The organism is Mesorhizobium sp. GbtcB19, from assembly GCF_019091085.1.
In the GTDB taxonomy this organism is placed as follows: domain Bacteria; phylum Pseudomonadota; class Alphaproteobacteria; order Rhizobiales; family Rhizobiaceae; genus Mesorhizobium.
This window is the reverse complement of sequence record NZ_JAGXJY010000009.1, coordinates 62,020-87,273: the sequence shown is the minus strand read 5'-3', so window position 1 is coordinate 87,273 and position 25,254 is coordinate 62,020. Positions and strand designations below refer to the sequence as shown.

The following is a 25,254-nucleotide window of genomic DNA, read 5'->3' as shown; positions in this document are numbered from 1 at the left end:
CGGGTCAATTGAGCTTTTTTGTTACGCGTAGGGATCGGGAATGGCAAGCCTCGCAAGCGCCGCGCGCTCGATCGCTTCCATCTCCTCGGCCTCGGCGTCGGTCTCGTGATCATGGCCCAGGAGATGCAGAAGGCCATGGATGACGAGATGGGTGATATGGTTCTCAACCGGCTTGTCTTCCAGTGCGGCCTCGCGCGCCACGGTCTCGGAAGCCAGCACGATGTCGCCCAGCATCGGCGGCAGCGGGCCGCCCTTCGGGAAGGAAAAAGCCGGGAAAGACAAGACGTTGGTGGGCTTGTCCTTGCCGCGCCATTCGGCGTTGAGCGTCCGGATATGGGCATCGTCGGAAAAAACGATGCTGAGTTCCGAGGCGCCACCCGCGCCGGTCTCGGCAAAGGCGGCCGCGACGGCGCGATCGACGAGCCGCGTCAGCTCGGCTTCCGCCGGCCAGTCGCCGGCCTCGACGAAAATATCGATATCGACCGGGATACCGGTAGAGGATTTGGCGTCTTCAGCCATGCGGCTTTTAATCAGCTTTCAGTGCCGAGGCCTCGCGCCAGCTTGCCGTCGCGGTCATAGGCCTTGACGATCTCGGCGACCAGCGGATGGCGCACGACGTCGCCCTCGTTGAAGCGGACGGTGACGATGCCCGGCACGCCGTCGAGGACGCGCAGCGCCTCGACCAGGCCCGACTTGGTGTTGGGCGGCAGGTCGATCTGGGTTGGATCGCCGGTGACGATCATGCGCGAGTTCTCGCCGAGGCGCGTCAGGAACATCTTCATCTGCATCGGCGTGGTGTTCTGCGCCTCGTCAAGGATCACCGCCGCATGCGCCAGCGTGCGGCCGCGCATGAAGGCCAGCGGCGCGATCTCGATCACCTCGGCGGCGATCGCCCGCTCGACCTTGTCGGCCGGCATCATGTCATAGAGCGCGTCGTAAAGCGGCCGCAGATACGGATCGACCTTTTCCTTCATATCGCCCGGCAGGAAGCCCAGCCGCTCGCCGGCCTCGACGGCCGGACGCGACAGGATGATGCGCTCGACCATGCCGCGCTCCAGGAGCATCGCGGCATGCGCCACCGCCAGATAGGTCTTGCCGGTGCCGGCAGGGCCGATGCCGAAGACCATCTCGGAGCGCTCCAGCGCCCGCATATAGGCGTCCTGGTTGAGCGAGCGGGCATAGATCGTCTTCTTGCGCGTCGCGATCTGGGCGGCCGAGACCTTGCCCTTGCGCTCCATCGTCGGCAGCGTCAGCTGGTCGTCGGCGGCAATCGCCATGCGCACGGCGCCGTCGACATCCGACTGGCCGATGTCGACGCCCTTCTGCAGGATGCCGTAGAGCGTATCCAGCGCGCGGCGCGCCTGCTCGGCGGCGGCTGCCGAGCCCTTGATCGTAAGCTGGTTGCCGCGCGAGCGGATGTCGACGCCGAGCTTCTGCTCGAGCCGGGCCAAATTCTCGTCGAACTGACCGTAGAGGGCGCTGGCTAGCTTGTTGTTGTCGAAGGTCAGTACGATGTGCGCCATGTCGGAAGCCCCGGACGCCTGGTTCTGGGGCGGATTCTTCAGTTCAGCAGCGCTCAACCGTCTCTCCTCATCTGCCGAGGCCGTCAGGCCAGTTCGGCGAACAGGCTGTTGAAGCCCGTCTTCGTGATTCGCACATCAATAATGTCACCGATTCCACCGGCCTTGTCGTCAACAATAACCGGCTGCAGCCAGGGCGAACGGCCGACTTTCTGGCCAGCCTGCCGGCCAGGCTTCTCGATCAGCGTGCCGATGGTGCGGCCGACCAGACTCAAGCCGAAATCCTGTTGCTGCTTGAGAAGCAAAGCCTGCAGACGCTGCAGACGCTCGTCCTTCACCGGTTCAGAAACATGGCCGTCCATTTCGGCGCCCGGCGTGCCGGGACGCGGCGAATATTTGAACGAGAAAGCCGAGGCATAGTTCACCTCGCGCACCAGGTTCAGCGTCGCCTCGAAATCCTCGTCCGCCTCGCCGGGGAAGCCGACGATGAAGTCGCCCGACATGGCGATGTCGGCGCGGGCGGCGCGGATGCGCTCGATCAGCGCCAGATAGTCGCGCGCCGTATGGCGGCGGTTCATCGCCTTCAAGATCCGGTCGGAGCCCGACTGCACCGGCAGATGCAGATAAGGCATCAGCGCCGGCAGATCGCGATGCGCGGCAATCAATTCGTCATCCATGTCCCGCGGATGGCTGGTCGTGTAGCGCAGCCGCGCGAGGCCGGGGATTTCCGCCAGACGGAACAGCAGGCGCCCGAGACCCCATTCCTCGCCATTGTCGCCGACGCCGTGCCAGGCATTGACGTTCTGGCCGAGCAGCGTCACCTCGCGCACGCCGGCCTCGGCCAGGCGCTCGGCCTCGGCGACGATCTGCGCCACCGGGCGCGAGACCTCGGAGCCGCGCGTGTAGGGCACCACGCAGAAGGTGCAGAACTTGTCGCAGCCTTCCTGTACCGTCAGGAAGGCGGTGACGCCGCGTTTTGCCAGTTCTGCGCGCTTCGGATGCGGCAGATGCTCGAACTTGTCCTCGATGGCGTATTCGGTCTCGACGATCTTTTCGCCGCCACGCACCCTTGCCAGCACATCGGGCAGGCGATGATAGGTTTGCGGGCCGATGACCAGATCGACCGCGGGCGAGCGCCTGATGATCTCGGCACCCTCGGCCTGCGCCACGCAACCGGCAACGCCGATCAAAAGCTCGCGGCCGGCCTCGGCGCGTTCGGCCTTCATGTCGCGGATGCGGCCAAGCTCGGAATAGACCTTTTCCGCCGCCTTTTCGCGGATATGGCAGGTGTTGAGCAGCACCAGGTCGGCGTCTTCGACGGCGTCGGTGGCGACATAGCCGTCGGCGGCCAGCGCATCGGTCATGCGCTGGGAATCATAGACGTTCATCTGGCAGCCATAGGTCTTGACGAAGACCTTTTTCACCGTCCGGCCGGCGCTGGCCGAGTGCTCGGTGGCAGCGCCGATGTCGTGGCTTTCAATTGTGTTCAACTCCATTGGGCGGCTTCTAGCGCCTTTCCGTGACAAAAAACAGACGATTCTGCCTTGTGGCGCGTCGTGCGGCCCGGACGGAGCAAGACGCTGCATGTCGTTATCCCAAAACCGCTACACACTTTTGGGCGACATGCATTCATCACCGGCTCTTGGCCGGGTCGGCGAGGATGGCCTGCATCATCTCGCGCACCTTGGCTTCCATCAGCCTTGCCGTTTCCTTGCGGTTCGAGCCCTTGGAGAACGGCACCGGCTGGCCGAAATGCACCTCGGCGTCGAGCGCGCCTTCGGCAAGCAGACCTTTCAGATGCGGCATCAGATCCTGGTCGCCGATCCAGGCGGTAAGCGGCCGGTGGCGGCGGCCCATCGGCATGCCGTGCAGGCGCGTATAGGCGATCGCCACGGGCTGGATGAAGACCTGTTCCGCCGCGCCTTCCGAGATCGCCATGGAGGCCGCGCCGAACAGCGTGCTCTTGAACGGCAGCACGAGATTGCCGTCGCCGGTCGAGCCTTCGGCGAACAGCACCATGGCGTCGCCCTTTGCCATCCTTTTGGCGATCTCGCTCGCCTGGTCGCCGGAGGTGCGCTTGCGCTCGCGCTCGATGAAGACGGTGCGCTGCAGCTTGGACAGCATGCCGATCAGCGGCCAGCCCTCCATGTCGGCCCTGGCGATGAACTTCACATCGACGAAGGAGCCGAGCACCATGATGTCGGTCCAGGAGATGTGGTTGGCCGCCACCAGCAGAGGACGATCCTTGGCGAGCGCGCCTTTCACATGCACGCGCATGCCCAGCGCCCGCAGGATCATGCTGTGCCAGATTTTGAGGATGAAGGTTTCGGGCCACAGCCCCGTCTTCATCGACAGGATCTGCAGCGGCACCAGCACCAGGGAACAGACGACGACATAGAAGAGCGCCAGGAAAATCCGTAATTTCTTGATCATTCGCCCCGGCCCCAACATTACGGCGCCGCGCGGCTAGGGCGCACAAAGGACGCTGTAACACTCTCACTTGGCGCATGACAAGCGCGCCGGTCGGACCGTGCTCGGTCGAGCGATAATAGTTCGGCCGATGACCGACCTGGCGGAAGCCAAGCCTGCGGTAGAGCCCGATCGCAGGCGCATTGGTCTCGTCGACCTCGAGGAAGAGCGCCTCGGCGCGCTGCGCATGCAGTTCGCGCAGCACCGCATCCATCAATTGCCAGCCAAGGCCCTGGCGGCGATGCGTGCGGGCGACGGCCACGGTCAGGATTTCGCCCTCGCCGGCCGCAAGCCGCGCCAGCACGAAGCCGACCGGGGGCTTGGAGCCTTGGCCGGTCTCACGCGCCGCATAGCCGAACACCGTGTCCTGTTCGAGGAGTGCCGCGAACTCGCCATCGGTCCAGGGCCGGACGAAATCCTCGCGATGCAGCACCGAAACGGCGGCGCTGTCAGCGACCGTCAGCGGCTCCAGCGCATAATCCCTGCGGCGCGGCTGAAAGAACGGGATGCGCATCAGGGATCTTTCTCCCCCGGGTCTTGTCTCGGCAGAATGAAACCCGCCTGCGGCTTGGCGTCGGCGCCGCGCAGGTAAAGCGGCTTCGGCTTTTCGCCCGGCTTTCTGGCAGAGGCCAGCCTGGCATAGGTCGCGATGTCGGCGGTGACGGCAACCGGACCGGTGGCGAAGGCACGTCCGGCGGCCGCGGTAATCGCCGGCGCGGCCGTGCCGACAAGCACCGCTTCGGCGCCGATGGCCATGGACACTGCCTCGGAGAGCGTGGTTACCGACGGTCCGTAAGTCTCAACTAACGCTCCATCGTAGAGCGCCGCATGGATTTCCTCGCGGCCGGCATCGAGCGCGGCAAGCACCGCGCGCCCGGGAAAGGCGTACGCACCCTCAGCGGCCAAGGCTTCCAGTGTCGTCACGCCGATCGCCGGGATTTTCAGCGCCAGCGCCAGGCCGCGCGCGGTGGAGACGCCGACGCGCAGGCCGGTGAAGGAGCCGGGACCGATCGAGACGGCAACGGCGTCGAGGTCAGGGTAGCCGACGCCTCCGGTTTGCAGGGCGGTCTCGATGACGGCCATCAGATGCTCGGCATGACCCTTGCCGAGATCGCGCACCTCGCGGCCAAGCTCCTTCCCCGCGCCCGCGTCATAGACGCAGGCGGCGCAGAGGTTGGCGGCACAGTCGATGGCAAGCAGCTTCATGCGGGCAGCTTCATAGGCCGGTTAACGAGCTGGATCGAAACACAATTCCCTCTGCCCGGCATGGGCCGTCACCGCAAGGGCCAAGGCGGAGAAATGTTAAGCGGCTTCGCTTCCACGCGCGGCGATCACGCCGTCGCGACAATGCGCAGCATGTGGTTGTCCCAGACATAGTCCGGCTCGGAACGGGTGGCGCCGGCGCCACCGACGATTTCGCCTGCGCCCGTCGTTGCCATGAAGCCGGTGCCGTCGGGCGCCACGCCGCAGACCTCGACCAGCGACCTCGTCGCGACCACGCGCCCGCTGGCGGCATCGATGACGGCCAGCGAATTGCCCTCCGGCGAGGTGACGGCGACCGTGCCTGTCGCGGGATTGGCGGCGACCGAGCCGATATAGTTGCGGAAGCCGGAGAGCACGTCCCGCGGCATCTCCAGCAGCTCGAGCCCTTTGCCGCGCGCGGCGCGGCCGACCAGCGCCGGGCGGTCGGTCCCTGGCCCACGATACTGGCAGCCGAACCAGACGGTGCCCGTCTGGTCGCGATCCATGTGGCGGATCGAAAGCTGATGCAGCGCCGGCGGCAATTCGTGCTTTTCGATCAGGTCGCCGGTGACGCGGTCGACCAGCGTATAAGACGGCTTCATCGTGGCGATGTTGAGCTCGGCGCGGCCATAGTCAGGATGGGTTTCGATGCCGCCATTGGCGATGGCCAACGTGCGGCCATCGCCGAGCAGCAGCAACTCGTGCGGCCCCATGCCGTAGGTGGGGAATTCGCCGATGCGGCTGAATTTCGCGCGCGCGTCGTAGACACCAACGACGCCGGCGGCGTTGTCGAAATCGTTCTCGGTCGCATAAAGCAGCGCGCCGTCGGGCGAAAACACGCCATGGCCGAAGAAATGCCGGCCGGTGATGCTGGCAATGGTCAGCGGCTTGTCGCGGCCGGCATGGTCGAAGACGACGGCGAAAGTGCCGGGCTGGCGGGCGAAGACGACCGACCGCTTCGACGCCGGATCGAAAGTGACGTCATGGCCGCGATCCGGCAGATCGATCGTATGCAGGATCTTTCCCGCCTCGGAGAGCACGGCAGCCCCGAAACTGCCGTCGCGCTTGACGAAGGCCGTGGCAAAGACCGCGTCCGCGGCAAGCGTGTCGGCCCAGGCGCGCGGCGCCATGGCAGCGGCAAACCCGGCGCCGGCGGCGCGCAGGAAATCGCGGCGATCGATGAGTGGTGTGCCCGACCAGGCCATCGGTCAATCCCCATCCAGCGACGAGAAGCCGGCGGTCAGGCCGAACTCGGCGGTCATCCTGGTACCGATCAGGGTCGAGAGGCTGGAGGTGATCAGCGCGAAATGCTCGAGCTTGTCGCGCAGCGCCGGATCGGCGAGCGCCTTGTCGATCGGGCCGCTGACGGATTTCGCGGTCGCAACACCATTGGCGAGCTGGATGTGGATGGATTCAGCCATCCATTGTGCCTCGGTGGGCAGCGCATCACCGAGTTTGGAAGCCTGGAACAATTGGTCGATGCCGGACAGATTGCCGGCCAGTGACGCGGTGGTGTTCCGCGAACGCCAATAGATCGCCTGCTTCGGCTTGTCGGCGTCCGCCTTGCCGCCGAGAAAGCCCTTGAGCCGCACGTCGCGGATCATGTCCAGCTCGTTGATGAAGACGCCGACCAGCTCCGTCACCGCTTCATTGCCGTCGCGATAGAGCGGGTTTTTCGGGCCGGGATTGGCCCAGAGCGAGGCAAAGCCGTCTGGCTTTTGCCAGGCGTCGCGCACCTCGCCCGAGATCGTTTCGATGTTGCCGGCGACCGCCGCGCCGTAAGCGCAGCGATAGGGATCGTCCTTCTGAACGAGCGTTTCGGCGCCTTCGCCGTAAAGCACATATTCGAGCGCGCCGAGGCCCTGCATGGCAACGCTCTTTTGCGCCAGTTGCACCGGATCGGTCGCTGAGGGGTCCTTCGCGGCGAGCGTCGACTGCACCTGCCGCAGGCCGATGCTCTTGCGGTCCGGCCAATAGAGCATGCGCTCCAGCCGGTTGTTTTCCTTGATCGGCCCAAAGGCGATGATCTCGGCCACCGACCAGGCCTCGACCGTACCGGAAAACGCCGAGCGCGCTGCTTCGAGATGCTCCCCGGACGGCGCTTGGCAAAGCTGGTGCATCGCCTTGATCAGACCCACCGCATGCTCGTCGAGGCTGGCATAGGCCGGGCGGACGAAGCCGTCGATGGCGCGGCCGATGACATCGGAAGCCTTGACCGCGGCCGGTGCCGGCAGCGCGGCGGCCAGAAGGAACGGAAGAGCAAGGACCAGGCGTTTCGGCATCAGAGGGACTCCAGGAATTTGATCAGCGCGTCACGATCGGCCGCCGTGGCGCCGGCAAACCGGTCGCGCGCCTTCCGGCCCTCGCCGCCATGCCACAGGATCGCCTCGGCAAGCGTGCGGGCGCGACCGTCATGCAGGTAGAACGTGTTGCCGTTGACCGTCGCGGTGAGCCCGATGCCCCAGAGCGGCGGGGTGCGCCATTCGCTGCCGTTTGCTTCACCTACCTGCTGGCCGTCGGCAAGGCCCTCGCCCATGTCGTGCAGCAGGAAATCGGAATACGGCCAGATCAGCTGGAAGGCCTGCGCTTTGTTGGGCGTGCCGCGCAAGGTGACGAATTTCGGCGTGTGGCAGGAAATGCAGCCCATCTCGTAGAACTGCTTCTTGCCGCCAAGCACTTGCCGTGTGTCGAGATCGCGGCGTGCCGGTACGGCAAGGTTCCGCGAATAGAAGGTGACGAGATCCATCACCGGCGGCGGCGCCTCGACCGCACCCAGACGTTGCTGCACGCCGTTCGGCATGGCAAGGCAATCCTTCTCGGCCTGCGTGCAATCGCCCCAGGGCTTCGGCATTTCCGGCGTCGAGATGCCGATATCGCCGGCAAAGGCATCGGCCGCCTGCTGGCGGATCGAGGCGGTCTGCGCCTTCCAGCCGAAGCGGCCCAGAGTGGTCTGGCCGCTCAGCGCATCGCGCACGATGTTCGGCCTGCCCGAAATGCCGTCGCCGTCGCGGTCGTCCGGATCGGCATGGGCAAGGATATCGGCAGGCGCAATCTGCTCGATCAGGCCGAGCCCGATCATCGGCGGCGTCAGGCGCGGCGACAATGTGGTGCGCGGATCGAGCGGGCCATATCCGAGATTTTCGACGGAATAACTCGGCTTGCGCAGCGCAACGACGGTTCCGTCGCCGAGCGTCACTTTTTGCTCCTGGTAATCGACATGCATCCGGCCCTCGCCCTTGAGGCCTGGAACCGCCAGATCCTGCAATTGCGCGCCATAGACCGGATCGGGAAAGTTCAGCAGCTTGTGGTCGGCAAGCGCTGCCTTTTCCTCGGCGCTGCTCGCGTCGCGCGCGAGCCTGAGGAACATCGATGTCGATCCGGCATCCCCTTCCGGGGGGCGCCCGCGGCCATCCTTCAGGTGGCAGTTCTGGCAGGCGCGCTCGTTGAACAGCGGACCAAGACCGTCCGAAGCCTGGGTCGAAGAGGGCGAGGATACCCAGTTCTTGCGGAAGAGCGCGTCGCCGAGCTTGAAGGTGCCCTCTTCCTCGAAGGTGATGTTGGCTGAGGATTGCGAGAAGGCGTCGCGGTTGACATCCTTGCGCGACGTGCCGGCGCCGCCCTGCATCAGCTCGAACGGCTCGGGCTTGGTGAAATCGGTCGTTGGCCTGGTGACCGCAAGGACCCGCGCCTGATCCTTCGGCGTTAGGTCGGTGCGGATTGTCGGCAGATCGGCTGGCCCACCGGCCATGGCGGGAACGGAAAGCAGCATCGCCAGCAAAAGCGATGCCCCGCGATAGATCCGGTATCGCGGGGTCTTCTGAAGCGGCAGGGCGTCGATTGCGGCCCACCACGCGCGGCGCGAAAAATCTACGGGGCGCCGCATTCCCGCATGTCCTTACCCCACCTCGTTAGCCGAGTCGGCGTTGAGCAGGCCGTACTTCTCCTCGCCGATCGAGGCAAGCAGGTCGAGCTGCGTTTCCAGGAAGTCGATATGGCCTTCCTCGTCGGTCAAAAGGTCCTCGAACAGCTTCATCGAGACGAAATCGCCTTCGTCGTGGCAGATCTCGCGCGAGCGCTTGTAAGCGGTGCGCGCGTCATATTCGCCGGCCAGATCGGATTCGAGCACTTCCTTGACATTCTGGCCGATACGCAATGGCGCGACGGACTGCAGGTTCGGATGGCCTTCGAGGAAGATGATGCGCGCGATCAGGCGGTCGGCGTGATGCATTTCCTCGATCGATTCCGCGCGTTCCTTCTTTGCCAGCTTGGTGTAGCCCCAGTCCTCGAGCAGACGGTAATGCACCCAGTACTGGTTGACGGCCCCAAGCTCCAGAAACAGAGCTTCGTTAAGCCGCTCGATGATCTGCGGTTCGCCTTTCATGGGTTCTGCTCCCGTATTGGCCGCGCAAGCCTCGCACGCGATCCAGGTGTGAAACGATATCCACGTCCCCCACCTCTGAGCGGGCGTGGTAGTTCTCGGTGACCCGAATGATCGTTTCCACCACATTTGGGAAACAGCCGCAACAGCGGCCGCGCTTGCGCATCGCGTGATAGACCTTCGCGGGCACGATCAGCTGCCACGGATCCTCATCCAGCAGGCCGACGATCGTCTGCTCGATCTCCTTTTCGGTGATGATGTTGCAATGGCAGATCAGCATCTACTTGCTCTGGCTGACGGCGCCGGTCCGGCGCCGTATGGCTGGTCTTTTCAATCGGGCACGATCTTGTCCAAAAACCGGCTGTCGCCTGGTCGGACCGTGCCTAATCTCTACTTGAACACCTTGTCGGGAGCGTCGAGGCTGTCGGAGCCCTCGAAGGCGATCTGGTTGAGCTTGAGCGAGCCGACGGCGCGCTCGATCGACTTGGTCTGGTCGATCAGGGCGTCTATCGCCGCCTGCACGGTGGCGTTGCCTTCGGTATTGCCTTCGGCGATCTGCTGGTCATAGGCCTCGCCGGCGAGCGCCCGCGCCTTGATCGCCTCCATCCTGGCGACGCTGGTGTCGAGCTTGCCCGACAGCTCCTTGTCGATCGCCGGATCGGCGGCCTTCACCATGTCGGACACCGACGGACCGGAAACCACGGAGCCGTCGAGCCGCTTGTAGCTGGCATGATAGGCGTCGCGGATGCCGACGGCGTCATAGAGATGCGAGTTATAGGTGTTGTCGGAGAAGCAGTCGTGCTCCTCCTCCGGATCGTGCAGCAAGAGGCCGAGTTTCATGCGCTCGCCGGCGAGCTCGCCATAGGAGAGCGAGCCCATGCCGGTGAAGATGGTGGAGATGCCGGCATTCGTGTCGCCGTCGGTCAGGTTCTTGCGCGCGGCGCCGTCTTCGTTCCAGTTGTCGACCATCTCCTGCAGGTCGGACACCAGGAGGTTGCTCGCCGACTTCAGATATTCGGCGCGACGATCGCAATTGCCGCCCGTGCAGTTCTTGAGATCGTAGTCGGTATAGGGACGCTCGCCGGCGCCCGGGCCGGTGCCGTGCAGATCCTGGCCCCAGAGCAGGAATTCGATGGCGTGATAGCCGGTCGCGACATTGGCTTCGACGCCACCGGCGCCCTGCAACGTGCCGGAGAGGAATTCCGGCGTCAGCTTCGAGGCGTCGACCTTCTTGCCGTTGATCTCGATTTCCTTGTTGGCGATGACGTTGGCCGTATAGAGCGCGTTCTCGTCCGACTCGGTGCCATAGCTCTTGGCGACATAGTCGATCAGGCCCTCATCCAGCGGCCAGGAATTCACCTTGCCTTCCCAGTCGTCGACGATCTTGTTGCCGAAGCGATAGACCTCGGTCTGCTGGTAGGGATTGCGCGCCGCCTTCCAGGCTTCGCGCGCGGCGTTCAAGGTATCGGCCGAGGGGCTGGCGATGAGCGCGTCGACCGCCTTGTCCAGCGCCTGCGCGGTGGTCAGCGAATCCTCATACTTGGCCAGCGCGATGTCGGCATAGGTCTTGATCACCGCTTTCGCGTCGGTCTCGGCTTTGGCCGGCAACACGAACACCGCCGCCGTCAACGCAGCCGTGGCGCAGATCGCAGCCAGCCTGCCGCCATTACGTGCCGTCATTATCCTTCTCCAGTTCTTTGGAAATTTGACAAAAGGCGCGTGTGTCCACCCGCGCCGAGGCATGAGCATGCCGGGAAAAATTGTGGCCGCGCCGATGCGCGGTTCGCGATAAAAAGACACTCACTTGCCTCCAATCGAAAGGGTTCAAGGCCCAGACATCAAAGGGGATGCGCTTTGCGCGCAGCCCTCCATAAAGCGATGGAGAGCCCAGATGTCAACGGGGGTCATAGGAAAAATGCAATTGAAACAATAGTTTAGAATTATTCTAAACTACAAATGTCAACTTTAAGGTCGGGCGAGACAGGAAAGTTCGGCGGTGGCTCGATTGACAGTCAGCCGTTCTGGGTGCGACCCGATCCACGGCTCTTGCGGCGGCGGCAGACAATCGCCACTTGGCGCAAGAGCCTAGATTTCAAGACAAAAAGGATTGCGATGACGAACGGGGTTGTGATTGTCGGTGCGGGCCATGCCGGCGTGCAGGCAGCCGCCAGCTTGCGCGAAGAGGGCTATGAAGGGCCTGTCGTCCTGATCGGCGACGAGCAGGAACTGCCCTATCACAAGCCGCCGCTGTCCAAGACCTTCATCAAGGACCCCGAGGCCAAGCCGCAGCCCTTGCGCGGCGAGGCCTTCTACACCGGCAACAACATCGATTACCGGCCGGGCATGCGCATCGAGAGCATCGATGCCGGCGCGGGCCGATTGACTGTCGCAGGCGGCGGAACGCTCGGCTTCGACCGGCTGGTACTTGCGACCGGCTCGCGGCCGCGGCTGCTCAAGCTCGACGGCGCCGGCCTTGCCGGCGTGGTCTCATTGCGCTCGCTGGCCGATGCGCGCCTGATCCGCGAGCTCAGCGCCCAAACCGAGGACGTGGTCATTCTCGGCGGCGGCTTCATCGGCCTGGAGATCGCGGCGACACTGCGGGCCGCCGGCCGCAACGTTACTGTCGTGGAAGCCGTCGACCGGCTGCTCGGCCGCGCCGTGGCGCCGGTCATCGCTTCCCATGTGCGCCAGCGCCTGGAGGCGATCGGCGTTCGCATCCTGACCGGCGCTACCGTCGCTCGTCTGGAGGGCGAAAGCGGCCGCGTCTCGGCCGCTGTCACGTCGGGCGGCGAACGCCTGCCGGCGCAGATGGTGATCATCGGCATCGGTGTCGTACCCAATGTCGAGTTGGCGGAAGCCGCCGGCTTAACTGTCGGCAACGGCATCCGCGTCGACCAGCATATGCAGTCTTCTGTCCCAGAAATCCTCGCCATCGGCGACGCCGCCTCCTATCGGCATTGGTTCACCGGCGGCGACGTGCGGCTGGAATCGGTGCAGAACGCCACCGACCAGGCGCGGCTTGCCGCCCGCACCATCCTCGGCCATGCCGAGCCCTTCGCCGCCGTGCCGTGGTTCTGGTCGGATATCGGCGATATGAAGCTGCAGATGGTCGGGCTGACGCAGGGCGGCGATCACCATGTGGTGCTCGGCGATCCCGCCGAGAACAAGTTCTCGATCTACCACTATGCCGGCAACCGGCTGCTCGGTATCGAATCCGTCAATCGCCCCGCCGACCACATGCTTGGCCGCAAGATGCTCGGCGCCGGTTTTTCCCCGGCGCCGGAGACGGCAGCGGCGGGGCCGGATGCGCTGAAGGCGGCGCTTGCGGCCTTCGGCCAGGACGAACCGGCCAGGGCCAGCGCGTAGAGATTGCCAATTTTTGCCACTAGCCATACATTGGCTGAATGAGCACGATGAACATCTCACTGCCCGACAGCTTGAAGAATTTCGTCGATCAGCAAGTGACGGATCGCGGCTATGGCACGAGCAGCGAATATGTGCGTGAATTGATCCGCCACGATCAGGATCGTCAACTTCTGCGTCGTCTGCTTCTCGAGGGCGCGTCATCCGCGCCGGGCGCTCCCGTCGACGACGACTATTTCGCAGCGCTGCGAAAACGGGCGCAGGGCCAATAGTTGGTGGCCACAAAGGCGGTTATTCCTCGAACGCTTGCTTTGCGGGATATTGAGGACGCCGTTGACTACTATGCACGTGAAGCTGGTTCGCGTGTGGCGTTAGGTTATATCGAGGATCTTCAACACGCCTACGAGCTGATAGCCAGCCATCCGGCATCGGGCTCTCTGAGGCATGGCTACGAACTTGGACTGCCTGGTCTGCGCAGCCTGCAGTTCAAGCGCTATCCGTACCTGATTTTCTACGTGGAACAGACCGACCATATCGATGTGTGGCGCGTGCTTCACGCCAAAATGGATATTCCGGCCTGGTTGCAGAATCCGGGCTCCTGACGGCCCATTCGAGCAGGCCGCCAGGAGGAATGCTGCGCCGTCCCTCAGGCCGCCCGCGCGTCGCGGATCGAGGTCTCCAGGATATCCAGCGCCTCGGTCATGACGCCGTCCTGGATGGTGATCGGCGACAGGAAGCGGATGACGTTGCCGTAGACGCCGCAGGTGAGCAGGATGAGGCCCTTGTCGAGCGCTTTCAGCCTGACCGCATTGGCGAATTCAGCCGACGGCAGGCCCTTCTTCACGTCGTTGAACTCGACAGCGTTCATGAAGCCGGGGCCACGGATGTCGACGATCTCCGGCACGTCGTCGCGGATCGATTCCAGCCGCTGCTTCAGCCTGCTGCCCAGCGCGTTGGCGCGGTCGCAGAGCTTTTCTTCCTCGATGACGTCGAGCACGGCGTGCGCGGCGGCGACGCCGATCGGGCTGCCGCCATAGGTGCCGCCGAGGCCGCCGGGGCCGGGCGCGTCCATGATCTCGGCGCGGCCGGTGACGGCCGACAACGGGAAGCCGCCGGCCAGGCTCTTGGCCATGGTGGTGAGATCGGGCGCCACGTCATGATGGTCCATGGCGAACATCTTGCCGGTGCGGGCAAAGCCGGTCTGCACCTCGTCGGCGACGAGCAGGATGCCGTGCTGGTCGCAGATCTTGCGCAATGCCGCCATGAAATCGCGCGGCGCTTCGTAGAAACCGCCCTCGCCCTGTACCGGCTCGACGATGATGGCGGCAACACGGCCCGGATCGACATCGGCCTTGAACAGCTTGTCGAGCGCGGCGAGCGAATCCGCGACAGAGACGCCGTGCAGCGCAACCGGGAACGGCGCATGGAAGACATCGGCAGGCATGGCGCCGAAGCCGACCTTGTAAGGCACCACCTTGCCGGTCAGCGCCATGCCCATGAAGGTGCGGCCGTGGAAGCCGCCGGAAAAGGCGATGACGGCCTGGCGTCCCGTGGCATTGCGGGCGATCTTGATGGCGTTTTCCACCGCCTCGGCGCCAGTGGTGACGAAGACGGTCTTCTTCTCGAACTTGCCGGGCAGCATGCCGTTCAGGCGCTCGGCCAAACGCACATAGCTTTCATAGGGCACCACCTGGTGGCAGGTGTGGGTGAAGCGGTCGAGTTGCGCCTTGACCGCCTCGATCACCTTCGGATGGCGGTGGCCGGTGTTGACCACGGCGATGCCGGAAGAGAAATCGATATAGCGGCGGCCCTCGACATCCCAGATTTCCGAATTCTCGGCGCGATCGGCGTAGATCTGCGTCGTCATGCCGACGCCGCGCGAGATCGACTGGTTCTTGCGTTCGGAAATGGCTGAATTCTTCATGGCGTTCCTCATCGGGCCGTCCCTCATCGAGATTGGCCCCGTTCCGTTGATCGAAACCCTTCTGACCTTATTTCACGTTTTCCTCAAGTCGGCACTATGGCCTAGTCGATTGGGCCTGCCAGGGCTGGAAAAGGCCTTTAACCAGCCTGCCGCTACGCACCGCAGAAATGGTTTCCTTTTCCCGCCGATCGATTAATCTCACTTCGTCCGCTACGTGCCGCCGTCAGGAGCGGCTCCCACGGGTTGAGGGGAACCATGAGCAGGAACGCGACACCGTCCGCCTTGCCGTCTTCACCGCTCCGCCTTCTTTGCCGTTCAAAAACCGTGTTGCTGCTGGCTTGCGCCGGCGCGGCGCTTTCGACATCCGGCTGCCAGAAGCAGCAGGCGGCGGATAAGAAATTGCCGGTGTTGGTGACCACGCAGAAGGTCGCTCTCGCGGAATATGCGCCGCGGACCTCGCTGACCGGGGTGATCGCGGCCCGCACTCTCAACAATCTGTCGTTCCGCGTCGGTGGCCGCGTTGCCGAGCGGCTGGTCGATGTCGGCCAGCATGTCGACCAGGGCATGGTGCTGGCCCGCATCGATCCGCAGGAACAGCAATCGGATCTGCGTTCGGCGCAGGCCGATCTTGATGCCGCGCAGGCGCAGCTCACCCAGGCGGCGGCCACTTATCAGCGGCAAAAGACGCTGCTTTCGCAAGGCTTTACGACGAGGCGGGATTTCGACACCGCCGACCAGACGCTGAAAGTGGCGCAAGGCAGCGTCGACGCGGCGCAGAGCGCCTTGGCCAACGCCAAGGAAAATCTTTCCTACACCGAGCTCAAGGCGGGCGCCGCCGGCGTGATCACGGCGCGTCAGGTCGAGGCCGGGCAAGTGGTTCAGGCGGCGCAGACGGTGTTCACCATCGCCGAGGACGGCGACCGTGACGCGGTCTTCAACGTGCAAGAGACGCTGGTGGCCCAGACGCCGCCTTCTCCCGCGGTGACGATCACCTTGCTTGGCGACCCGCAGGTCAGGGCGGTGGGCAAGGTGCGTGAGATCTCGCCGGCGGTCGATACCGCGTCGGGGTCGATCCGTGTCAAGATCGGCATTCCCGACACGCCTGCCGGCATGCCGTTGGGCGCGGCCGTGATCGGCACGGTCAGCGCCAAGTCGGTCAAGGCCATCCTGTTGCCCTGGCAGGCGCTGACCTCGACTGCCGGCAAGCCTGCCGTCTGGATCGTCGACCCGTCGAGCAAGGCGGTGGCGACAGCGCCGGTCGAGGTGCTGGCCTTCGATTCCGGCGTGGTCGTCGTCGATAAGGGCTTGCAGGAAGGCCAGAGCGTCGTCACCGCCGGCGGGCAGTTGCTCAGTCCGGGACAGACGGTCGAGGTGGCGGGGGCAAGCCAATGAGCCGGTTGTCGCACATCGCTCCCCTGCTGGTCCTCGCCGCGCTTGCCGCCTGCTCGCGCTCGGAGGAGAAGCCGCCGGAGGTCGTCCGGCCGGTGCTGTCGCTGGTGGTCGAGCCGAAGACCGTCGAGACCTTCGGCTTTGCCGGCTCGGTCGAACCGCAATACAGCGCCGACCTTGCCTTCCGCCTGCTCGGCCGCGTCGTCTCGCGCGACGTCAAGGTCGGCGACCTCGTCACCAAGGGCACAACGATCGCGGCACTCGACCCGACGGCGCTGGAGCTTGCCGTCCAGGCTTCGAAAGCCGATCTGTCGAACGCGCAGGCGCAGTTCACCAATGCGGCCGCCAGCGAGGATCGCCAGCGGCAATTGCTTGCCTCGGCCAACACCTCGCAGGCCACATTCGATGCCGCGAAACAAGCGCGGCAGGCGGCGGAAGCCGGCGTCGAGCGCGCCAATGCAGCCTTGGCCAAATCGCAGGAGCAGCTCGGCTATGCCCGGCTGTTCTCCGATTTCGACGGCGTCGTCACCGCGGTGGGCGCCGAGGTCGGCCAGACGGTGTCGGCCGGACAGACGGTCGTCACCGTGGCGCGCACCGACCCGCGCGAGGCCGTGGTCGACATTCCCGACCAGTTGATCGGCGATCTCACCGTCGGCACGCCGTTCGAGATCATCCTGCAATCGCTGCCGACCATCAAAACCGACGCCACGCTGCGCGAGATCGCGCCGCAATCGGAGGGCTCGACCCGCAGCCGCCGCGTGCGGCTGACACTGGTCGATCCGCCGACGGCCTTCCGCCTGGGCTCGACGATCACCGCAACGCGCATGACCAAGGTCACGCCGACGATCGAACTGCCGATATCGGCGCTGCTCGAAAAGGACGGTTCGGAGAAGGTCTGGATCGTCGATCCGCAATCGTCCAGCGTGAGCGCGCGCGAGATCAAGGTCGCTTCGAAGAATGGCGGCTCCTTCACGGTGGCGGAGGGGCTTGAGGCCGGCATGCGCGTCGTCACGGCCGGCGTCCACAGCCTGAGCGAAGGCCAGAAGGTCAAAGTGCCGGAGGGCGGCGTCTGATGAAGGGCTTCAACCTCTCCGACTGGGCGCTCAGCCACCGCTCCATGGTCTGGTATTTCATGCTGGTCTTCGTGGTGGCCGGCATTTTCTCCTATCTCAATCTCGGCCGCGAGGAAGACCCCGCCTTCACCATCAAGACCATGATCATCCAGGCCAACTGGCCCGGCGCCTCGGTCAGGGAGACGGTGCAGCAGGTGACCGACCGCATCGAGAAGAAGCTCGAGGAGCTCGACAGCCTCGACTTCACCAGATCGGTCACCACCGCCGGCCAGACCGTCATCTTCGTCAACCTGAAGGACACCACCAAGGCGCGCGATGTCGTGCCGAACTGGCTTCAGGTGCGCAACATGGTCAACGACATCAAGGCGCAGTTTCCGCAAGGCGTGCAGGGACCGTTCTTCAACGACCGCTTCGGCGACGTCTACGGCAACATCTACGCCTTCACCGCCGACGGGCTGACGCCGCGCCAATTGCGCGACTATGTCGAGGACGTCCGCACCAAGATCCTGACCGTGCCCAATGCCGGCAAGGTCGACCTGGTCGGCGCGCAAGACGAGGCGATCTATCTCGAATTCTCGAGCCGGCAGATCGCGGCGCTCGGCCTCAACCAGCAGCAAATCGTCGCCAGCCTGCAGGCGCAGAACGCGATCACGCCCTCCGGCGTCATCCAGTCCGGACCGGAGCGCGTCAGCGTTCGCGTCGGCGGTCAGTTCACCTCCGAGGAAAGCCTGCGCGCCATCAATTTGCGCGTCAACGACCGCTTCTTCCGGCTGAGCGATGTGGCGACGATCCGGCGCGGCTATGTCGACCCGCCGACGTCCCTGTTCCGCTTCAACGGCCAGGATGCGATCGGCCTTGCCATCGGCATGAAGCCCAATGCCAACCTGCTCAAATTCGGCGAGGCGCTGCATGAGGAGATGCAGAAGGTGCTGGCTGACCTGCCGGTCGGCGTCGGCGTGCATCTGGTGGCCGACCAGCCGGTCATCGTCGAGGAGGCGGTGTCGGGTTTCACGCGGGCGCTGTTCGAGGCGGTGGCGATCGTGCTCGCGGTCTCCTTCATCAGCCTCGGCATGCGCGCCGGCTTCGTCGTGGCGCTGTCGATCCCGCTGGTGCTGGCCATCACCTTCACGGTCATGGCCTATCTCGGCATCTCGCTGCAGCGTATCTCGCTCGGCGCATTGATCATTGCGCTGGGGCTATTGGTCGACGACGCGATGATCGCGGTGGAGATGATGGTGGCGCGGCTGGAGGTCGGCGACAATCTGCGCAAGGCGGCCACCTATGTTTACACCTCGACCGCCTTCCCGATGCTGACCGGCACGCTGGTGACGGTCGCCGGGTTCATCCCGATCGGCCTCAATTCGAGCGCCGCCGGCGAATACACCTTCACGCTGTTCGTCGTCATCGCGGTGTCGCTGCTAGTGTCATGGATCGTGGCGGTGCTGTTCGCGCCGCTGCTCGGCGTGACCATCCTGCCGGCGACGATGAAAGAGAAGCATCACGACCAGCCCGGACGTTTCACCTCGATGTTCCGGCGCATCCTTGTCTTGTCGGTGCGCCGGCACTGGCTGACCATCATCGTGACGGTGCTTCTGTTCGCGGCGTCGATCGCCGGCTTCGGGCTCGTACAACAGCAATTCTTCCCGCCATCCGACCGGCCGGAGCTGGTCGTCGACTGGAACCTGCCGCAGAACTCCTCGATCACCGAGACACGCGACCAGATGGAACGCTTCGAACAGCGGGCGCTGGTCGGCAATCCCGACATCGATCATTTCAGTTCCTATATCGGCCAGGGCGCGGTGCGCTTCCTGCTTGCCTATGACGTGCAGCCGGCCAATCCTTATTTCGGCCAGACGGTGATCGTCACCAAGAGCATCGAGGCGCGCAATCGGGTGAAGCCGGCGCTGGAAAAGCTGCTGCGCGCGGAGTTCGTCGGCACCGACGCCTTCGTCAAGCCACTGGAGCTCGGGCCACCGGTCGGGCGCCCGGTGCAATACCGCGTCGGCGGCCCCGATATCCAGACGGTGCGCGAGCTGGCGCAGCAATTCGCCGGCCTGATCTCGGCCAATCCGAAGCTTGCCGCGCCCACCTTCGACTGGAACGAGCCGCAGCGCATGCTGAGGGTCGATGTGCTGCAGGACAAGGCGCGCCAGCTCGGCATCACTTCCTCCGATATCGCCAGCGCGCTGAACAGCACGGTCGGCGGCGCGACGATCACCCAGGTGCGCGACGCCACCTATCTGATCAATGTCGTGGCGCGCTCGCGCGAGGCGGACCGCAGTTCGATCTCGACGCTGCAGAACTTGCAATTGCCGACTGGCACCGGCGAGTCGATCCCGTTGGCGGCAATCGCCAACTTCCGCTACGACCTCGAACAGCCGACGGTCTGGCGCCGCAACCGCACGCCGACGATCACCGTACGCGCCGGCCTGGTCGGCGACGTGCTGCCGGCGACCGTCGTCAACGAGCTGAAGCCGTCGGTCGACGCCTTTATCGCCAAGCTGCCGCCCGGCTATTCGGTCGAGACCGCGGGCTCGGTCGAGGAAAGCGCCAAGAGCCAGGGACCGATCGCGGCCGTCGTGCCGCTGATGCTGTTCGTCATGGCGACCATCCTGATGATCCAGTTGCAGAGCTTCCAGCGCCTGTTCCTGGTGGTGGCGGTGGCGCCGCTCGGGCTGATCGGCGTGGTGGCGGCGCTGGTGCCCAGCGGCGCGCCGCTCGGCTTCGTCGCCATCCTCGGCGTGCTGGCGCTGATCGGCATCCTGATCCGAAACTCGGTCATCCTGATCGTGCAGATCGAGGACCTCGTCGCCGAAGGCAAGGATCGCTGGGCGGCGGTGATCGAAGCGACCGAGCACCGCATGCGGCCGATCGCGCTAACGGCGGCCGCCGCCAGCCTGGCGCTGATCCCGATCGCGCGCGAAGTGTTCTGGGGACCGATGGCCTACGCCATGATGGGCGGCATCATCGCCGGCACGGCGATCACGCTGCTCTTCCTGCCGGCGCTTTATGTGACGTGGTTCCGGATCAAGGAGCCGGAGAGCCAGAGAGGTACGCCTACTCCGGAGGTCGGCGCAAACATGTCTTAACTAGTGGCGACCCGGGTTTGGCACTCGAGGCTGGCAGCCATCCGGTGGCTGCAATGCGGTTTCGAGGAAATCGGCCAATCGCCCTTCAATCGAAGACACGTTCTTGCGCCCATCAAGCCGCAAATAGATGATACCACCCAGATCGGATGGAAGGCTTATGCCATCCTCGACGATTAGAAGGGTACGGTCCAGTCCCTTGGCAGCAGCAAAGTAGCCAGCTTCAAATACGACATTGTCGCGTGGAGTGAATATCTCTTTATTTTTCGATTTCTTGACATCATCTGCCGTAAGAAGAAACAATCCAAATGAAACCTCTTTTGCTGCAGATGCAATTCCAGAAAATATGGATGAAGACGGGTTAAAATCTTTCCAATCAAGCACTTTAATATTCTTCTTGGTCATCCACGAAATGAGTTGATTCGCGGTGTCGGAAGCGACACCAGCGTACCCAAAGAAAACGTGGCATGAGCTGTCTATCTGTCTACGCCAGCGCCGAAACTCTGCCTCGAACTCCTCACTGTCGAGCCAATCCCGGTCCATTTCAGAGGGGATTTTCAAAGCCGGGCGTCCCATCGTAGGGCGAAGAGCGCCACGTTCAGTCACCCCCTGTTCTCGAAGCACAAGGAGCGGCTTTTGCAGGGCACTGGCTAGTGCGATGTATAAATGATTGAATTCACTTGGGAGAGTAGCACTCGACTTACGGCGAACGAAAATTCTGGAGGCGCTCCACTGCGCAAATGCGACGACAACGACGCCTTGGATTCTCCTTATGGCCGCAACCTGATCTGTCAGCGACGCCACCCCATCGACATCAAGTGGCGAGTACCCGCAGTCACTAATTTTCCGGGACAATGCTTCCAGAAAAGCAGATTGATCTGGCGAAAGGTTCTCTCGCCTTGCTGCATTGACGATTATTTTTGGAGAAACGTTCAAACCTTCTCCCCCGCAAGACTGCAACGCTAATATGCTATTTTTCGAGAGTCGAGGGCCGGCTTGGCGACGCGAAAAGCTCAGGCTGTCCGCACAAACCCCTCGCTCGCCCTGAGCAGGTTGCGCGTATAGTCCTCGCTGACGCGATGGCCGATCAGCTGGCTCGCCGTCAGCGTCTCCACCGCCTCGCCATTCTGCATCACCATCAGCCGCTCGCACATATGGGTGATGATGGCGAGGTCGTGGCTGACCATCAGGAAGGTGAGCTTGCGGCGGCGCCGCACTTCTTCCAATAGGTTCAGCACCTCCGCCTGGACCGAGGCGTCGAGCGCCGAGGTCGGCTCGTCGAGGAGCAGGATCGAGGGCTCGAGGATGAGCGCACGCGCAATCGCCACGCGCTGGCGCTGGCCGCCGGAGAGTTGATGCGCGTAGCGGAAGCGGAAGCCATTGCCGAGGCCGACCTCGTCAAGCGCGCGCTCGATGCGCTTCTCGCCATCGGCAATGCCATGGATCGCGAGGGGCTCCTGCAGCAGCCGGTCGACGGTCTGGCGCGGATGCAGCGAGCCGTACGGATCCTGGAACACCATCTGCACGTCGCGGTAAAAGGCCTTGTCGCGGGTCTTGCCAAGTCTCTTGCCGTTGACAGTGATGGTGCCGGAATCGATAGGCACTAGGCCGGTGATCGCCCTCAGCAGCGTCGACTTGCCGGAACCGCTCTCGCCGACCAGACCGTAGGATTGACCTTCGCCAACTTCGAGGCTGACGCCCTTCAGCGCGCGAAAACGGTCGAAGACGACTTCCAGCCCCTCGATGGCGATGGCAGCCGTCATGCCGCCCACTCCGGCTTGCGGTCGAGCACTGGCAACGGATGGCGCTCGAAGCCGATCCTCGGCATGCAGTTGAGCAGGCCGCGCGTGTAGGGATGCTGGGCATCGCGCAGATCGGAGGCCTTGATCTGCTCGACCACCTTGCCCGCATACATGACGACGACCCGGTCGCAGAAGGACGAAACCAGTCGCAGGTCGTGCGAGATGAAGATCAGGCCCATGCCGCGCTCGGCGACGAGCTTGTCGAGGATCTTGAGCACGTCGAGCTGCACGGTGACGTCGAGCGCCGAGGTCGGCTCGTCGGCGATCATCAGCTCCGGCCCGGTGATCAGCATCATGGCGATCATAGCGCGCTGGCCCATGCCGCCCGAGACCTCATGTGGATACAGGTCAAAGACGCGGGCCGGGTCGCGGATCTGCACCGCCTGCAGCATGGCTAAAGCCCGTTCGCGTGCCTCGGCCTTGGAGACTTTTTCATGCGTGCGCAGCGTCTCGACGATCTGGCGGCCGATGGTCATCACCGGATCGAGCGAATATTTCGGATCCTGCAGGATCATGGCGATGCGGTTTCCCCGCAGCGCGCGCCGCTCACGTGGCGATATGGAAAGCAAATCCATGCCGTCGAAGGCGAGTTTCCTGGCCGAAACCTCGGCCTGCGGCGGGGTCAGCCCCATGATGGCGCGGCCGGTCTGCGACTTGCCGGAGCCGCTTTCGCCGACAATGCCGAGACGCTCGCGGCCCAGCGAGAAGGAAACGCCGCGCACAGCCTGCACGAGGCCCGTGCGGGTCGGGAAGGTGACGCGCAGATCGTCGACCTCGAGGAGCGTGTCGCTCATTGATCGCCACTCATTGGTCGCCACTCCGGGGGTCGAGCGCATCGCGCAGGCCGTCGCCGAGCAGGTTGAAGCCGAGGCTGACGATGAGGATGGCGGCACCCGGGGCCGCGGCAACCCACCACTGGTCGAGAATGAAGCGGCGGCCGGACGCGATCATCGCACCCCATTCGGGCAGCGGCGGCTGCGCGCCGAGGCCGAGGAAGCCGAGGCCGGCGGCGGTGAGGATGATGCCCGCCATGTCGAGCGTCACGCGGATGATCAGCGAGGAGATGCAGAGCGGCATGATGTGGCGCAGCACGATGCGGAAAGGCGAGGCGCCCATCAATTGCACCGCCTTGATATAGTCGGAGTTGCGCACCGTCAGCGTTTCGGCACGGGCGATGCGCGCGTAAGGCGGCCAGGAGGTGATGGCTATCGCCAGCACGGCGTTCTCGATGCCGGGGCCGAGCGCCGCAACGAAAGCCAGCGCCAGCACCAGCTTGGGAAAGGCGAGGAAGATGTCGGTGATCCGCATCAGGATCGTGTCGGTCCAGCCGCCGGCATAACCGGCGACCGTTCCGACCAAAAGGCCGATGGGCGCGGCGATGACGGCGACCAGGATGACGACATAAAGCGTCCAGCGCGAGCCGTAGACGATGCGCGAATAGATGTCACGGCCGAGGTCGTCGGTGCCGAACCAATGCGCGGCGCTCGGCGCCAGCAGGCGGGCGTTCTTCAGGTCGCCGACGGTCGGCGAGTAAGGCGCCAGCACATCGGCAAGGGCGGCAACCACCACCAGTGCGAGGATGATGAGCAGGCCGACCAAAGCCAGCCGGTTGGCGGAAAAGCGCCGCCAGGCGACATAGGCGCGGCCGAGCCTCGCCTGCACACGCGAGGCCGGCCGGTCGCTAAGCAACCATTCGCGACGGGAGAGATGGCCGGCGTCGGAGGCGGTCATGACAACGTCTCCTGACGCCGTCGACCCCCGCTCCGGTCTGCTTCGCAGACCACCTCTCCCCCGTTCGACGGGGGAGAGGAAAGGCGCCAAGCGTGCGAGCGGTTTTTCCTCTCCCCCGGGCAGGGGGAGAGGTGGCCCGAAGAGCCGGAGTGGGGGTGATTGGCCGCAGCCAGACCCGAAAGCGGGATAGCTCTGCTCATCCGGTCTTCGTCCTCGGATCGAGCAGCCTGTAGAGCAGGTCCGACAGGAGGTTGATGGCGATGAAGACGGAGCCGATGACGATGGTGCCGCCGAGCACGGCGTTCATGTCGGCGTTGGTGAGGGAATTGGTGATGTAGAGGCCGATGCCCGGCCAGGAGAAGACGGTCTCGGTCAGCACCGAGCCTTCGAGCAGGCTGGCATAGGACAGCGCGATCACCGTCACCATCGGCACGGCGGCGTTGCGCAGCGCGTGGCCCCAGATGATACGCGTTTCCGACAGGCCCTTGGCGCGCGCGGCGACGATATATTCCTGCGCCAGCTCGTTCAGCATGAAGGAGCGGGTCATGCGGCTGATATAGGCGAGCGCGAAATAGCCAAGCAGCGCGGCCGGCAGGATGATGTGGCGGTAGGCGTCGTAGAAGACGTCCCATTGGCCCTGCATGGCCGAGTCGAGCAGGTAGAAGCCGGTGATCGGCGTGAAGGTGTATTCGTAGACGACGTCGAGTCGCGCCGGAAAGGCGACCCATTGCAGCTTGGCATAAAACAGGACGAGCCCTAGCAGTCCCAGCCAGAAGATCGGCACCGAATAGCCGATCAGGCCGATGATGCGCGCGATCTGGTCGATCAGGCTGCCGCGTTTGACGGCGGCCAGCACGCCGAGCGGCACGCCAAGGACGGCGCCGATCAGCGTGCCCAGCGTCGCCAGCTCGATCGTTGCCGGAAAGACCCGGCGGATGTCGGACATCACCGGATTGGTGGTCAGCACCGAGGTGCCGAAGTCGCCTCTCAACGCTGCTTTGACATAGAGATAGAACTGCTCGATCCAGGGCAGATCGAGCCCCATCTCGCGGCGCGTGCGTTCGACGACAGCGGTTGGCGCGCGGTCGCCCAACACCGCCAGCACCGGATCGATCGGGATGACGCGGCCGATGAAGAAGGTCACCGCGAGAAGACCGAGATAGGTCGTCACGGCGATGACCAGGAAGCGGCCAAGCGACGATAGAATGGCGACGGCACGGGCGCTGCCGCGCCCTGCCGCCGCCTGGTTTTCAGCTACGCTCACGAGGCGCGTCCGA

24 protein-coding genes and 1 pseudogene are annotated in these 25,254 nt (G+C 64.3%); 6 read left to right on the top strand and 19 right to left on the bottom strand.

Annotated elements, in window-relative coordinates; genetic code table 11:
* Nucleotides 1-21: 21 nt before the first annotated feature.
* The 12 genes and pseudogenes from ybeY to KVT37_RS17085 all read right to left on the bottom strand — a co-directional run bounded on the left by ybeY (nucleotide 22) and on the right by KVT37_RS17085 (nucleotide 11,289).
* Nucleotides 22-519: an rRNA maturation RNase YbeY gene (gene ybeY / locus KVT37_RS17140; protein ID WP_217575138.1), complete on the bottom strand. Its 498-nt coding sequence runs from the start codon at nucleotides 517-519 to the stop codon at nucleotides 22-24.
* 11 nt (nucleotides 520-530) lie between these two features.
* Nucleotides 531-1,523, bottom strand: coding sequence for a PhoH family protein (locus KVT37_RS17135; RefSeq protein WP_245442649.1), 993 nt, complete (start codon nucleotides 1,521-1,523; stop codon nucleotides 531-533).
* A gap of 83 nt (nucleotides 1,524-1,606) precedes the next feature.
* Entirely contained in the window at nucleotides 1,607-3,016 is a 1,410-nt protein-coding gene (gene miaB, locus KVT37_RS17130; protein ID WP_217575134.1) for a tRNA (N6-isopentenyl adenosine(37)-C2)-methylthiotransferase MiaB, read from the bottom strand.
* A gap of 136 nt (nucleotides 3,017-3,152) precedes the next feature.
* On the bottom strand, nucleotides 3,153-3,953 hold the full coding sequence (locus KVT37_RS17125) for a 1-acyl-sn-glycerol-3-phosphate acyltransferase (protein WP_217575132.1): 801 nt from the start codon (nucleotides 3,951-3,953) through the stop codon (nucleotides 3,153-3,155).
* 61 nt (nucleotides 3,954-4,014) lie between these two features.
* Nucleotides 4,015-4,503 (bottom strand): annotated as a pseudogene (locus KVT37_RS17120) (GNAT family N-acetyltransferase); the annotation flags it as partial.
* A complete protein-coding gene (gene tsaB, locus KVT37_RS17115) occupies nucleotides 4,503-5,195 on the bottom strand; it encodes a tRNA (adenosine(37)-N6)-threonylcarbamoyltransferase complex dimerization subunit type 1 TsaB (protein WP_217575130.1) in 693 nt (230 codons plus the stop codon). The gene tsaB and the pseudogene KVT37_RS17120, both read right to left, overlap by 1 nt.
* 125 nt (nucleotides 5,196-5,320) lie before the next feature.
* On the bottom strand, nucleotides 5,321-6,436 hold the full coding sequence (locus KVT37_RS17110) for a DUF1513 domain-containing protein (protein ID WP_217575128.1): 1,116 nt from the start codon (nucleotides 6,434-6,436) through the stop codon (nucleotides 5,321-5,323).
* Between the two features lie 3 nt (nucleotides 6,437-6,439).
* The gene (locus KVT37_RS17105) at nucleotides 6,440-7,513 is read right to left on the bottom strand and encodes an imelysin family protein (protein WP_217575125.1); all 1,074 of its coding nucleotides are present in this window, start codon (nucleotides 7,511-7,513) and stop codon (nucleotides 6,440-6,442) included.
* On the bottom strand, nucleotides 7,513-9,000 hold the full coding sequence (locus KVT37_RS17100; protein WP_254634095.1) for a di-heme oxidoredictase family protein: 1,488 nt from the start codon (nucleotides 8,998-9,000) through the stop codon (nucleotides 7,513-7,515). Before KVT37_RS17100 ends, KVT37_RS17105 begins: the two co-directional genes overlap by 1 nt.
* Nucleotides 9,001-9,126: 126 nt before the next feature.
* On the bottom strand, nucleotides 9,127-9,612 hold the full coding sequence (gene bfr, locus KVT37_RS17095) for a bacterioferritin (RefSeq protein WP_217575121.1): 486 nt from the start codon (nucleotides 9,610-9,612) through the stop codon (nucleotides 9,127-9,129).
* Complete coding sequence (locus tag KVT37_RS17090) at nucleotides 9,578-9,889, bottom strand: (2Fe-2S)-binding protein (protein ID WP_217575119.1); 312 nt, start codon at nucleotides 9,887-9,889, stop codon at nucleotides 9,578-9,580. Before KVT37_RS17090 ends, bfr begins: the two co-directional genes overlap by 35 nt.
* A gap of 110 nt (nucleotides 9,890-9,999) precedes the next feature.
* Nucleotides 10,000-11,289, bottom strand: a complete 1,290-nt coding sequence (locus KVT37_RS17085; RefSeq protein ID WP_217575117.1) for an imelysin family protein — start codon at nucleotides 11,287-11,289, stop codon at nucleotides 10,000-10,002.
* Nucleotides 11,290-11,721: 432 nt separating this feature from the next.
* Between KVT37_RS17085 and KVT37_RS17080 the strand changes: the two genes are divergently transcribed.
* From KVT37_RS17080 to KVT37_RS17070, 3 genes are read left to right on the top strand one after another with little or no spacing between them, the layout of a single operon-like run.
* Complete coding sequence (locus tag KVT37_RS17080) at nucleotides 11,722-12,975, top strand: NAD(P)/FAD-dependent oxidoreductase (protein WP_217575115.1); 1,254 nt, start codon at nucleotides 11,722-11,724, stop codon at nucleotides 12,973-12,975.
* Nucleotides 12,976-13,013: 38 nt separating this feature from the next.
* Complete coding sequence (locus KVT37_RS17075) at nucleotides 13,014-13,244, top strand: type II toxin-antitoxin system ParD family antitoxin (RefSeq protein ID WP_217575113.1); 231 nt, start codon at nucleotides 13,014-13,016, stop codon at nucleotides 13,242-13,244.
* A gap of 3 nt (nucleotides 13,245-13,247) precedes the next feature.
* Nucleotides 13,248-13,574 (top strand): type II toxin-antitoxin system RelE/ParE family toxin, encoded by a 327-nt coding sequence (locus KVT37_RS17070; protein WP_217575393.1) that lies wholly within the window; start codon nucleotides 13,248-13,250, stop codon nucleotides 13,572-13,574.
* 44 nt (nucleotides 13,575-13,618) lie between these two features.
* On the opposite strand, the gene KVT37_RS17065 is transcribed toward KVT37_RS17070, so the two are convergent.
* Both KVT37_RS17065 and KVT37_RS33940 read right to left on the bottom strand, forming a co-directional pair.
* On the bottom strand, nucleotides 13,619-14,896 hold the full coding sequence (locus KVT37_RS17065; protein WP_217575111.1) for a 4-aminobutyrate--2-oxoglutarate transaminase: 1,278 nt from the start codon (nucleotides 14,894-14,896) through the stop codon (nucleotides 13,619-13,621).
* Nucleotides 14,897-15,048: 152 nt separating this feature from the next.
* A complete protein-coding gene (locus KVT37_RS33940) occupies nucleotides 15,049-15,315 on the bottom strand; it encodes a hypothetical protein (protein WP_308642637.1) in 267 nt (88 codons plus the stop codon).
* On the opposite strand from KVT37_RS33940, the gene KVT37_RS17060 reads away from it, so the two are divergent.
* Genes KVT37_RS17060 through KVT37_RS17050 form a run of 3 tightly spaced genes read left to right on the top strand, consistent with a single transcriptional unit; the run spans nucleotide 15,308 to nucleotide 20,447 of the window.
* Nucleotides 15,308-16,288 (top strand): efflux RND transporter periplasmic adaptor subunit, encoded by a 981-nt coding sequence (locus KVT37_RS17060; RefSeq protein WP_308642636.1) that lies wholly within the window; start codon nucleotides 15,308-15,310, stop codon nucleotides 16,286-16,288. The two genes, KVT37_RS33940 and KVT37_RS17060, sit on opposite strands and share 8 nt — an antisense overlap.
* Nucleotides 16,285-17,358 carry an efflux RND transporter periplasmic adaptor subunit gene (locus KVT37_RS17055; protein WP_217575107.1) on the top strand — a complete coding sequence of 358 codons (1,074 nt, stop codon included), beginning with the start codon at nucleotides 16,285-16,287 and terminating at the stop codon, nucleotides 17,356-17,358. Before KVT37_RS17060 ends, KVT37_RS17055 begins: the two co-directional genes overlap by 4 nt.
* Entirely contained in the window at nucleotides 17,358-20,447 is a 3,090-nt protein-coding gene (locus tag KVT37_RS17050; protein ID WP_306796960.1) for an efflux RND transporter permease subunit, read from the top strand. Before KVT37_RS17055 ends, KVT37_RS17050 begins: the two co-directional genes overlap by 1 nt.
* Here the strand turns inward: KVT37_RS17050 and KVT37_RS17045 are convergent, their stop codons facing one another.
* From KVT37_RS17045 to KVT37_RS17025, 5 genes are all read right to left on the bottom strand, one after another.
* Complete coding sequence (locus tag KVT37_RS17045; protein ID WP_217575105.1) at nucleotides 20,448-21,380, bottom strand: TIR domain-containing protein; 933 nt, start codon at nucleotides 21,378-21,380, stop codon at nucleotides 20,448-20,450.
* Nucleotides 21,381-21,457: 77 nt separating this feature from the next.
* The gene (locus tag KVT37_RS17040; RefSeq protein WP_217575103.1) at nucleotides 21,458-22,207 is read right to left on the bottom strand and encodes an ABC transporter ATP-binding protein; all 750 of its coding nucleotides are present in this window, start codon (nucleotides 22,205-22,207) and stop codon (nucleotides 21,458-21,460) included.
* The gene (locus KVT37_RS17035) at nucleotides 22,204-23,040 is read right to left on the bottom strand and encodes an ABC transporter ATP-binding protein (protein ID WP_217575101.1); all 837 of its coding nucleotides are present in this window, start codon (nucleotides 23,038-23,040) and stop codon (nucleotides 22,204-22,206) included. Before KVT37_RS17035 ends, KVT37_RS17040 begins: the two co-directional genes overlap by 4 nt.
* A 10-nt stretch (nucleotides 23,041-23,050) precedes the next feature.
* Nucleotides 23,051-23,977: a nickel transporter permease gene (gene nikC, locus KVT37_RS17030; protein ID WP_217575099.1), complete on the bottom strand. Its 927-nt coding sequence runs from the start codon at nucleotides 23,975-23,977 to the stop codon at nucleotides 23,051-23,053.
* Between the two features lie 196 nt (nucleotides 23,978-24,173).
* On the bottom strand, nucleotides 24,174-25,241 hold the full coding sequence (locus tag KVT37_RS17025; RefSeq protein ID WP_217575097.1) for an ABC transporter permease: 1,068 nt from the start codon (nucleotides 25,239-25,241) through the stop codon (nucleotides 24,174-24,176).
* Nucleotides 25,242-25,254 lie beyond the last annotated feature (13 nt).